4 protein-coding genes are annotated in these 12027 nt (G+C 44.6%); 2 read left to right on the forward strand and 2 right to left on the reverse strand.

Going from position 1 to position 12027, the window contains the following annotated elements; translation table 11 throughout:
- Nucleotides 1-3 precede the first annotated feature (3 nt).
- Nucleotides 4-7170: a tandem-95 repeat protein gene (locus R8N49_RS05320; RefSeq protein ID WP_318189901.1), complete on the forward strand. Its 7167-nt coding sequence runs from the start codon at nt 4-6 to the stop codon at nt 7168-7170.
- Nucleotides 7171-7257: 87 nt separating this feature from the next.
- Here R8N49_RS05320 and R8N49_RS05325 read toward each other — a convergent pair whose 3' ends face one another.
- Nucleotides 7258-7872: an OmpA family protein gene (locus R8N49_RS05325; RefSeq protein WP_005377363.1), complete on the reverse strand. Its 615-nt coding sequence runs from the start codon at nt 7870-7872 to the stop codon at nt 7258-7260.
- Nucleotides 7873-7874: 2 nt separating this feature from the next.
- A complete protein-coding gene (locus R8N49_RS05330; RefSeq protein ID WP_021707835.1) occupies nt 7875-9188 on the reverse strand; it encodes a TolC family outer membrane protein in 1314 nt (437 codons plus the stop codon).
- A gap of 389 nt (nt 9189-9577) precedes the next feature.
- Between R8N49_RS05330 and R8N49_RS05335 the strand changes: the two genes are divergently transcribed.
- Nucleotides 9578-12027, forward strand: a 2450-nt coding sequence (locus R8N49_RS05335; RefSeq protein WP_318189874.1) for a Calx-beta domain-containing protein, incomplete at its 3' end; no start/stop codon positions are given.

Here is a 12027-nt window from a genome sequence, read left to right on the forward strand (position 1 = left end):
GGCATTGCTACGTTCACTCCAACCGCAGACTGGAATGGCTCAGAAACCCTAACCTTTACCGCCACCGATCCAAGCGGTGAAAGCGTTAGCCAAACGGTGAACTTCACAGTGGCGCCTGTGGCAGATATTGAATCTGACCGCGCGACGGTTGTGGAAGACACACCAACCATCATCAAGGTTTTAGGTAACGACACGTTCGAAGGCGACGACAAAGTGGTGTCGCTCGATAGCAATCACGGTCCAGCGAACGGCACGGTCTCGGTCAACCCGGATGGCAGCGTCACTTACACGCCAAACGACAACTTCCACGGTACAGACAGCTTTACCTACATCGTTACGTCCGGTGGCGTCAGTGAGTCCACCACGGTGAACGTCGATGTGACGCCAGTCAATGACAAGCCTGACAGTGAGGACTTTACGCATGTGACTGACAAGCCTGTGACGCAAGTTGTATTTGATACTGATACGAAACCTTTAGGTGATGGCGACTCTCAAGATCATATCGCGGATGTTGAAGACGACTTAAAAGGCAACGATCTACATGTCCGAATTACTGAACTGCCAACCTCAGGTACGTTGTTCTTTAAAGATAGTGATGGTGAGTTGCACGAAATTAAAGAAGTAAGCGATACGCTTTATGACAAAGACAGCCTTTACTATGAAGCTGATAATGTTGGCTTCTTATTAGGTATCAAAGATCGTCCAAATACGCCTAATGGCTCGGAATCTACAACAGATTTCAATAACTGGGGATTAAGTGAGGATGGTGGTTCATCACATTCCCGTACTGAGCATTTAGCCAATGGAGCTTCTATCACCATTTCTTCTGATAGCGGTGAGCTTGCGCAGTACAACCGCCAGGTGTCACACATCGGCAATGGTATCGCTGACAATGATGGGCAGGGTATTGAGAAAGGTGAAACGATTACGATCGATTTGTCTAATAACCCTGTGGGCAGCGTAAACCTTGGCTTAGATGGATTAGGTGGATTGTTTGATTACGGTGATGACAACGCAGCACTTATTACGGTTACATACTTAGATTCAAATAATGTCCAACAGACTCAAACGTTCGAGTTTTTGAAGCCTGAAGGCAACTTCATGCTATTCCAAGAAACAAGCGTTGGTTATGGGAAAGATCTAGCTCTTCCTGAAGGTTCGGTCATTACTCAGTTAGATTTTTCTACGAAAAATGAAGGTAACTGGGAGTTACGTTATGTAGAAGGTGTTCCTGCCGAAGACAGCTTTGGATATGTTGCAGTCGACTCTGAAAATGGCGTTAGCGATCCATCTACAGTCAATATCGTTAACGAAATGTTAGATGGTAATGTTGCGGAAAACGGGCCAAGTCTGTCTGTGGTCGGTGATAGTGTGACCGAGGGTGACAATATCACGTTCTCGGTTGTTTTAGATGAAGTCACCAGCACTGCTGTTAAGTACCAAGTTGATATGCTTGCTCAAGGTTCTTCAGTTGATAAGAATGACATAAATCTATCGAATGCAACCTACACAAATGGTGTTGTTTTCTTAGGTGGTTACTTGATTGTTCCAGCAGGTATAAGTAGCTTCGAAATATCGATTCCGACTATTGATGACTTGGTTGTGGAAAGCAGCGAAACGGTCGTTCTTGAGCTCGGAGGTGAAACGGGGACGGCAACAGTTCTTGATAATGATAGTACAGAACTTAGCGTAATAGATGCGGGCGATGTAATTGAAGGAACTGACGCAATATTTACCGTTTTACTCTCTAACCCTGTTCAAGAGGCCGTTGTCGTCAATCTGAAGTCAACAACAAATGATAGCTATACTGCGGAAGATGTTGATCTAGGCACTATGGTAGTGACCTATGTGGATACTCATGGTCAAACTCAAACATTAGATATAGCGCCTAATGGAGACGTTACTATACCTCCAGGTGTCGCTGAATTTAAAGTCGCAGTCCCGACCAAACTAGATAATGTCCATGAAGGTGATGAGAGCTTTGGTCTTACGGTTACGGAAATCGGTAGTGTCACCAGTAATGGTATTGCAACTGGTAACGCAAATATTGTGGATTCTGATCCTGCACCTTTAGTTAGTATTAGTGCCGATCAAAATAGCGTAAATGAAGGTGAAACGGCAGGCTTTACGCTGACACTTGATAAAGTTGCAGATGAGAGTGTTACGGTTCATTTCGAATATAGCGGCGTGGCCCAAGATGGAAAAGATTTTGTTGGCGTTCTGAGTGTTGAAGTTCCTGCGGGTCAATCTTCAGCTGCTCTTGACTTACTGACGGTCACCGATGGTATTTATGAGGGCGCAGAATCTTTCACAGTAACCATTAAAGAGGTTGATGGCGCTGATGCGAGCATTGCTTCAAATAACAGCGCAAGTGTTGTGATCGTTGATGCCCAAAGTGCACCGAAAGTGACTATTAGCTCAGATCAATCCTCAGTTGATGAAGGTAGTGATGCAAAATTTATCGTCAACATTGACCAAAAAGCAGATGAAGATGTACTGGTAACATTCACAATCGGAGGGAATGTTGATGACAAAGATTATATTGCTCCAAGTACGTACACAGTCACGATTCCAGCGGGTAAAACGTCGGCGCCGATTGATATAAAAACTCTCGATGATGGTATTTACGAAGATCTTGAAAACCTAACCGTGACTCTAATTGATACGGTTGGTGCAGATTCGACGCTTGCAAGTGACTCGAATGAAGCAACAGTCTCTATTATAGATGCTCAGCACGCTCCAGAGTTTATTTCTGGCGGCGATAGTGCTGGTGACAAACCAAATGATGATGTTTACGACTTCGGGTCAGTTAACGAAAACACGGTGAGTGGGGCCGTTATCGGCACGGTCGTTGCTGAAGATCACGATAATGACGTGCTTGTATACCGCTTTGCAGATGGCTCGAGCACTAATGGTATTTTTGATATCGACCCGACAAGCGGAGAGATTTCATTGAACAAGACAATCGATGATGTTGACTTGGGCGATTATACGCTTCAGGTTGAGGTTATCGATGGAACTGGCGGGATTGATACTGCCGAGGTAAATGTATCTCTGGTAAATGTGAATGATGCTCCTGAATCTTCGCCTTCAGTGGTTGAGATGAATGAAGATTCTCAAGTGATGCTTGATTGGTCATCATTCGGTATTAGCGATGTGGACTCTGATGTATCAGATCTCTCCGTCCAAATTACAACGCTTCCTGGCGATGGATCATTAGAGTACAGAGATTCGCAAGGCGATTGGCAGTCTGTCCAAATCGATCAAGTGCTTGATAAGCCGCTCTTTGATGAAAACAGTGTTCGTTTTGTACCTGAATTAAATGAGTCTGGCAGTGACAGCTTCGGCGGAAATCAAGTCGGAGACCAGGAGTCTAGTTACGCTCAAATTGGCTTTAAACCAACAGATGGACAGAGTACCGGTCAAGAGTCAACACTGACAATAGACGTAAACCCTATCGCTGATAAACCGAACTTAATCGCAGTGACGCCATTAAACTCATTGCCTCAACAAGAGTTTAACGTTACGACATGGAGTAATGTTCAAGTTGGTTCTAGTGATGGTATGGGGGTCAATGGAGAGACTCTAATCTCAGCGATCAACGCTCTTAATGAAGCCGATGGTACTCGATTGAGTTGGGCAAATGTGGAAGATTTAGGGACTCATGCAACCTTGGCAAATGAGGCCGTTCTAGTCACATCTCTTGTTTATCTCGAAGCTGGCTCGAGTTACGACTTTGTTGGTCAAGCCGATGATAGCCTTGCAATCAAGTTGGGTGGTACGTTACTTGATCAAGCTCGTTGGGGGAGCGACAGTGGTGATATTAAGGGAGCTAGCTTTACCCCTTCGGTATCTGGCTTTTATCCAATTGAAATTTATCACCATAACCAAAGTGGTCCGGGTAACTTTAATGTGGATGTATCCATTAATGGACAAGCGCCTGTCAACCTGAGCAATAGTAGTCTTTACGTAGTTAGTGATGAAAGTGCACTAGAAGCAACTGATATCAGAACGTCTGAACTACAAGAAGTTAATGGTGTTGCGTTTTACGAAACATACCAGCTGAACGAAGGGTTACAAGATACAGCGATACCGCTCTCTGAAATTAAAGCAAGCTTAAATGATACAGATGGCTCTGAATCACTTAAAGTCACGCTAACTGGCTTACCTGTAGGTGCGATCCTTTCAGATGGAAATAGTTCTATTACTGTCGCAACTATTGATGAAGAACTGGACGTGACAAGTTGGGCATTAGATGCACTTACTGTGACTCCACCTGCGGGCTCCCATGATGACTTCACTATCAATTTGACTGCAACGAGTACAGAAAGCTCGAATGGTGATTCAGCAGAATCTAACTTGGTGATCAATGTTGTAGTACATGAGAACTTACCGACGGAAACGGAAAGTGATTTGGGCGAAACCATAGAAGACAATACTCTACAAGGGAATGTATTGCTTAATGACTCTGACGGCGACAATATTCTGATGGTAGATCATCTTACTATCGATGGTGCTGATTACGAGGTAGGCGAAAGTGTTTCTTTGACTAGTGGTACGTTACTAGTAAACCGAGATGGTAGTTACATATTTGAACCTGCTGAGCATTGGTCAGGTGACGTTCCATTAATTAGCTATACCACAAATACTGGCGTAACAAATACACTTGATATCAATGTTGTTGCTATCGCAGATGCACCTACGATCACGATCAATGTTGGCGACTTAGTTAAACGAGATGCTATTGATCCAAACCATCACTTAGCTACATCGGCAATAAATAATACCAATACCGAAAATGAGGCTGTCGCAGCCAACCTTGGGTTGGATAATGCAGTACCTAAAATTAATACACACGCTGGTGTTGTGTTGGGAGTCAATACTGACTTAAGTGACACCGACAGCTTGTTTGTTGGGACAGATTTCAACGATGTATTCTATGGTGGCGGTGGCGATGACGTATTTGTTGGCGGTGGTAACAATGATACGTTTTATGGTGATGACGCGACCAGTCTTACTCTGCATGATGGTAAAGATACAGTTTACTTAACAGGGAACTTTGATGACTACAAAATGACCTTCAAAGACGATCATGGCGGTAAAGTTCCATATTGGATTTTATTAGATAGTCGTTCTATCGATTCGGTAAACGATCATACAGGTAGTGATGACCGAGGTGATCATTTATATGAAATTGAACGCGTTGTTTTTGCAGACAAAATTGTTGATTTGAAACCTGATGGCACTTATGAAGTGCTTCAAGATCGCTGGATTTCGGTCGATGTGGATGTTGATCTAGTTGATGTCGATGGAAGTGAGGATTTAGCGCAGACTGCTCTTGTACAAGATCTACCAGACGGTGTTGACGTGTATGTTGATGGGCTCGCAATTAAGCAAGATTCAAATGGAGATTACCCTGTCACTCTTGGTACAGATGGTAAGCTTTCCCTGGATATCAGAGTGCCATTCGATTATGAAGGCAGCTTAGAGTTCCCGCTAAGCGTTACTGCTACGTCTGTTGAAGGATCAAATAATGACGCAGCTTCAACAACTGAATCCGTTGAGCTTACAGCTCGTGACTATGTGTTGGAGTCGGGATCACATGGGAATGATCAGATAACGGGTAGTGACGATCACGATATTATTGTTGGTGATGTTCAAGGATTGGAGATCATTGCAGGTCAGGACTACAACATCGCATTTGTTCTGGATACTTCAGGGAGCATGGGTAACTGGGTAGGAACTGCGAAGCAAGAAGTGCTAGACGTGTTTGATGAGCTGTTAAGTGCGGTAAATCAAGGAGAGAAGCCAGGGACAGTGAATATTCACCTTAGTGAATTTGCTTCAAGTGCATCAGCGGTGATTTCTGTTGACTTGAGTTCTCTTACAGCAAGAAAAGAGTTTGTAGAAGAGTTGAATCGTGTAATTGATGATGAGGGTTCTGGCGGCACAAACTATGAGGCGGGCTTACAGTCGGCCGTTGAATGGTTCAGCAGTCAACCTAACCCTAATGGCCAAAATATCACGTACTTTGTTACGGATGGTCAACCAAATAGAGCAACATACCTCTATGGTGTAGCACCGAGTGAATTCTCGAAAGTGATTTTGGACGTCGATAATTCTGGCAAGCTTGTTACCCTGCAAGATATTGCGAGTAAAAACAATTACTCATACGGACAAACAGTTACCTACAAAGGTGATGTCGTTATAGATAGTTACGGTAAGGTTTATTCACCGCTAACAGGAAGAATCCTTGGCGATATCGACAGATATTATGGCTCTATCCGTTATTACGATGAAGGGAATAGCTCGACACAAGCTCAACACATGTATCAAGTACTAGCGGCATTGTCCTCTATAGAAGCGATAGGTCTTGGGAGTGGCGTTGATGAACATACACTCAAGCAGTATGACACTGATGGTGTGGTAGAGTCAGATATTGATGTTACTAAGCTTGCTGAAACGATATTGGGTCAAGATGTACCTCTCAAACAAGGTTCAGACACTATTCAAGGAGGTGAAGGTAACGATATCTTGTTAGGTGACTTAATTGAGTTTGGTGGTAATGAACAAGGCTTAAGTGCGATTCAATCACATGTGGCGCAGCAAACGGGTCAGGATGTGTCTACCGTTGACGGCGAAGATATACATGAGTACGTTAGAAATAACTTGGAAGAATTCAACCAAACTCACCAAGGAGATAAATCGGATAATTTATATGGCGGCGCTGGTGATGACTTACTATTTGGTCATGGTGGCAACGACATACTCGTTGGTGGTGAAGGGGATGATATTCTGATTGGTGGTTTAGGTAGTGATACTTTAACAGGGTCAGAAGGGGCCGACATCTTTAAGTGGAGTGAAGTCACTAACGATGTTGATACTGTCACTGACTTCAATAAAAATGAAGACGCTCTAGACTTCTCAGATCTGTTTGACGACTTATCTAAAGATGAAATTGGAGAGCTTCTTAATGATCTTCAATCAGGTGATCATACTGGTGATGTCGGAGAGTATCATGTAGAAGTGGCACCAGACGGGGGATCTGAGGCAAACCTGAGTATTACAAAAGGGAGCTCGACATTGGACATCCATTTTGACGGTGCAAGTGTTGATGATGTGACTCAAAGCTTAATTGCGAGTTTAGAAGCTCAGTACAAAGACATGTAGTAGCGCTAAACTGTAGTCAAATTTAAAATCAAAAAAGGTCTAGCAATTTGCTAGACCTTTTATTTTTACGGTCTGTTTATTGTTGTGCTAGCTTTTTGGAAGTGTTGTGAAAACGGTCCATTCTTTCTTCACTTCACCCTTGTGGCCAATCACTGTTGCGGTTACTCGACGGTTCAATGCGTGACTAACTTGGTCTGTACCTTGTGTCGCAAGTACTGTGTCTCCATAGCCGACAATGGTAACTCTATCTCCACTAATGCCATTCTTCATGAGCTCTTTTCTAACGTTTTCAGCGCGGCGCTTAGATAGGTCAAGATTATGTTCTGCAGTACCAGTGCGACTAGCATAACCTTGAATCTCTATAGACGTGTTCGGGTACTCTTTCAAAAAGTCGGATAGTTCAAGAATTTGTTGCGTAAAGATAGGGTTGATCACATCGGAATCGTTCGCAAATAGTACTCGAATTTGCATTTCTTGTGAGGAGTCAACGTACGAACCACAACCGTCGTTGTCTATTTCGGCACCCAAAGGTGTACCCGGGCACAAATCTCGCTCGTTAATGACTCCGTCAGAGTCATCATCTATATGATCAGCCCACTGATCGGCAATTGGGGTATCTATGTAATCATATTCATCACCACGATCTGATGAACTGCATGCGGAGAGCATTAATGAGAGTGTAATAAAAGCTATGTGTTTCATAATTAATACTCCACTTCTTCTAGCCATTCTTTAGGCATTTCAACCCTTAATGCACTCAACAGTTGCCCAGTTGCGTTCATCACTCGATATTTGGCGTACTGCTCTGCGTATTTAGAATCTAAGTAGTCTTTACGCGCCTCAAAGAGCTCGTTTTCAGTGTTCAATAGATCAAGCAGTGTTCGTTTACCGATGCGATATTGCTTCTCGTAAGCAATTACGGTCTCAGAAGCAGAGTCTACATGATCTGATAGAAACTCTTTTTGTTGTAATGTTAAATCAAGCGCACTCCAAGAAAGCCTTAACCCTTCTTCAACATTGCGATAGGCACCTTCACGCAAGTCTTTTGCTTTATTTAGCTGGTAGGCGAAGTTTTCTGAGTTCGCTGCATCACTGCCGCCATTGAATAGGTTGTAGCGTAGACGCAGCATGGCAAGTGTCTCATCACTTCGACCTTTTAAACCATCAGCGTCGTCACGCCATGTTTGCGAAGCTTCAATGGAAATGGTTGGGTAATTAACACCTTTAGACTGTTTGTATTGAAACTTAGCCGAGTCTACGTCTGCGAGCGCCACTTGAATAACGGGATGAAGTTCAAATGCCAAGCCTACCGCTTCATCAACCGTGTACGGGATAAAGTTTTGGTCCGCTCTCGGAAAGATTAACCCTTGTGGTGTTTGACCGACTAAACGAGTGAACATCGTGTGAGAGTCATACAGGTTATTTTGAGCAGCAGCTAAGTTTCCGTGTGCTTTTGCCAAACGTGCTTCTACCTGCGTCAAGTCAGCAGTAGAGCCGATACCCGAGTTGACTCGTTTTTTAATATCATCGTAAATATCTTTATGAACAGCAAGGTTGTTTTCTGAAAGCTTTAGGACTTCATACGCTTTAACAGCGTCCAAGTACACTTTAGTCACTTCAAGTGCCTTATCTGAAGCATCTGCTAAGAGTTGAAATCTAACAGATTCAGCATCAGCTGCGGTTCGATCAATATCATTTAACGTAGCGCTACCATCCCATATTAGTTGGGTCAGTGTCACTGAAGCTTCCTTTCGAGTGTAATCCGTGTCGCCTCGACCAACTTCATCTGACGGGTCTAATCCTTCATATCCAATTCCAGCATCTAGATCAACAGAGGGGAGGTAAGCACCTGATGAAGCTTCATTTATGTACTTCTGGCTCATAAACTCGTTAAATGCACTTTTAATATCGGGGTTATTTTGTAGCGTCTGTGCAACCGCTTGCTCTAGAGTTTGACCGAAAACTGGTGAAGACACTATTAAGCAACAGCAGGCTATATGTACTCGATTCCATCTCACGTTAGTTCTCCTAAAATCATGTCGCTCTTATTCTGTTTCATATTTGAGACGAGAAGTTACAAACAATGAATTTTCTTAGTGCGTATTATCAACTTGTTGATGTTTAAATGTTTAATTCAATAAAAAACAACAATCTTACTCTCTAAACTCTAGCATACGAGGCAAAGCTTGCTTGGTAAGTGGTCGATTTTTTCGTAGAAAACCTTTTTATCTTAAGAGCATAGCGGAAACTGGTTTAAATGAAGGCAAATTCTTCGGTTATTTTCCTTATTACTCTCAAAAAACTAAATCCTCTTGGAATAAAACGAAAAATTCATATTTTGTCTAAACTATAGACGTGTTTAGTGCAGTAACAAGCCTTTAATTAAACTAATACAAGGATGAAGAGCATGGATCGAGTAGCGTTAAGTTCATTGATGAGCAATGTCGTGGTTATAGGGCTTGATGGGAACCTGAGAAGTCTTGAAAGTGGTCAGCTACCTCAGCCTGGTGAATTAATTATTGAGGAAGTTTCTGATACATCAGAATTAATTGTACAACAGGTAACACCGCAAGGTAGTTCAATTAACGTTACTGATGATGTCACTGCGCTAATCGAGGCTATCGCTAGTGGAGAAGACCCGGCTGCTCTTGGTGAGGATTTTGAGCCAGCTGCTGGTGAGGAAAGTGGTTCTAGCCCCCAAAATACTGGTGCAATAGATCGTACTGGCGCTGAATTGTTGGCTAGTACGAATTTTGAGACCGTCGGTATTGATGGAATCGGACTATCTACAACTCAAGCACTATCTTTGTTGGATCTTTTCAGAGTAATTAATGGCCCTGTACCACCGACTATCTTAGTTCAAGAAATATCTAGTCCGACTATCAACGAAGGTGACCAAGTTGTATTCGATATTACTCTAAGTCAAACAACTGAAGACAATACTGATGTCATTCTTTCTCTCCTTGATGGAACCGCAACAGGCGGCTCAGCTGACGAGAACGGGAGTGACTACGTCAATGAGCGTGTCCTCATAACATTTTCTGATGGTACAACAGAAGAAGTTTCAGTCGGTGAAAGCGGAACCTTTACCATTTCGATCCCACCGGGTGAAAGTGACTTTACGGTCTCTATAGACTCTATTGACGACTCTGTATTTGAAGGCCCAGAAACGTTTACGCTCTCTGGCACGACAGAAGAACAAAGCACACCTGTTACTGGGACTGCCACTATTTTAGATGATGGTAGTGGACCTGGCTCAAATCCTGATGATGATCGCCCAGCGGTAACGATGAGTGATGCAGGTACGGTTAATGAGGGTGAGACAGCGAACTTCAAAGTGACGCTGTCGAATGCCTCCGAGTCCACTGTTCAAGTCGAGCTAGGCCTGAACTTAGGTGATACCGAAGTTGGAGACTTAGGCACCTTAGAATACAACACAGGCTCCGGTTGGGTTGCAGTGCCAAACGATGGCGTAGTAACGGTGCCAGCGGGGCAAACCGAGTTTGATGTGCGTATCGCTTCCATTGATGACGCCGTTTATGAAGGCCCTGAAGATTTCAGCGTGACAGTAACCGGCATTGGCGCAGTGCAAGGCAGCGATACCGGTACGGCAACGATAGTGGATGACGGCAGTGGTCCGGGCCCTGATCCGGATGATGACCGTCCAAGCGTGACTATTTCAGACGCTGGCACCATCAATGAGGGGGATACGGCGAACTTCAAAGTAACGCTATCGAACGCGTCTGAAGCGGAAACGCAAGTAGAGTTGGGTCTTAATCTCGGCGATACCGAAGTCGGTGACTTAGGCACCTTAGAATACAACACAGGCTCCGGTTGGGTTGCAGTGCCAAACGATGGCGTGGTAACGGTGCCAGCTGGGCAAACCGAATTTGATGTGCGTATTGCTTCCATTGATGACGCGGTGTACGAAGGCCCAGAAGATTTCAGCGTGACGGTGACTGGCATTGGGGCGGTGCAAGGTAGCGATACCGGTACGGCAACGATAGTGGATGACGGCACGGGTCCAGGACCTGATCCGGATGATGACCGTCCAAGCGTGACTATTACCGATGCTGGCACCATTAATGAGGGAGATACGGCGAACTTCAAAGTAACGCTATCGAACGCGTCTGAAGCTGAAACGCAAGTAGAGTTGGGTCTTAATCTCGGCGATACCGAAGTCGGTGACTTAGGCACCTTAGAATACAACACAGGCTCCGGTTGGGTTGCAGTGCCAAACGATGGCGTAGTAACGGTGCCAGCGGGGCAAACTGAGTTTGATGTGCGTATTGCTTCCATTGATGACGCGGTGTACGAAGGCCCAGAAGATTTCAGTGTGACGGTGACTGGCATTGGGGCAGTACAAGGCAGCGATACGGGGACGGCGACGATCGTGGACGATGGCACTGGGCCAGGCCCCGATCCGGATGATGACCGCCCGAATGTGACTATTTCAGACGCTGGCACCATCAATGAGGGTGAGACAGCGAATTTCAAAGTGACGTTGTCGAACGCCTCCGAGTCTACAGTTCAAGTCGAGCTTGGCCTCAACTTGGGTGACACCGAAACCGGTGACTTAGGTACCTTGGAATACAACACCGGAAGCGGTTGGGTTGCAGTACCAAACGATGGTGTGGTGACCGTGCCAGCGGGGCAAACTGAGTTTGATGTGCGCATTGCTTCTATTGATGATGCTGTTTATGAAGGTCCAGAAGATTTCAGTGTGATGGTGACTGGCATTGGCGCAGTACAAGGCAGCGATACCGGTACGGCAACGATTGTGGATGACGGCAGTGGTCCGGGCCCTGATCCGGATGATGACCGTCCAAGCGTGACTATTTCAGACGCTGGCACCAT

It is taken from the genome of Vibrio sp. 1978 (genome assembly GCF_033344345.1).

What these genes read in the sequence shown, in the direction of transcription:
- R8N49_RS05325 (WP_005377363.1), bottom strand. Translation starts at nt 7,872, where the DNA reads ATGAAACACATAGCTTTTATTACACTCTCATTAATGCTCTCCGCATGC.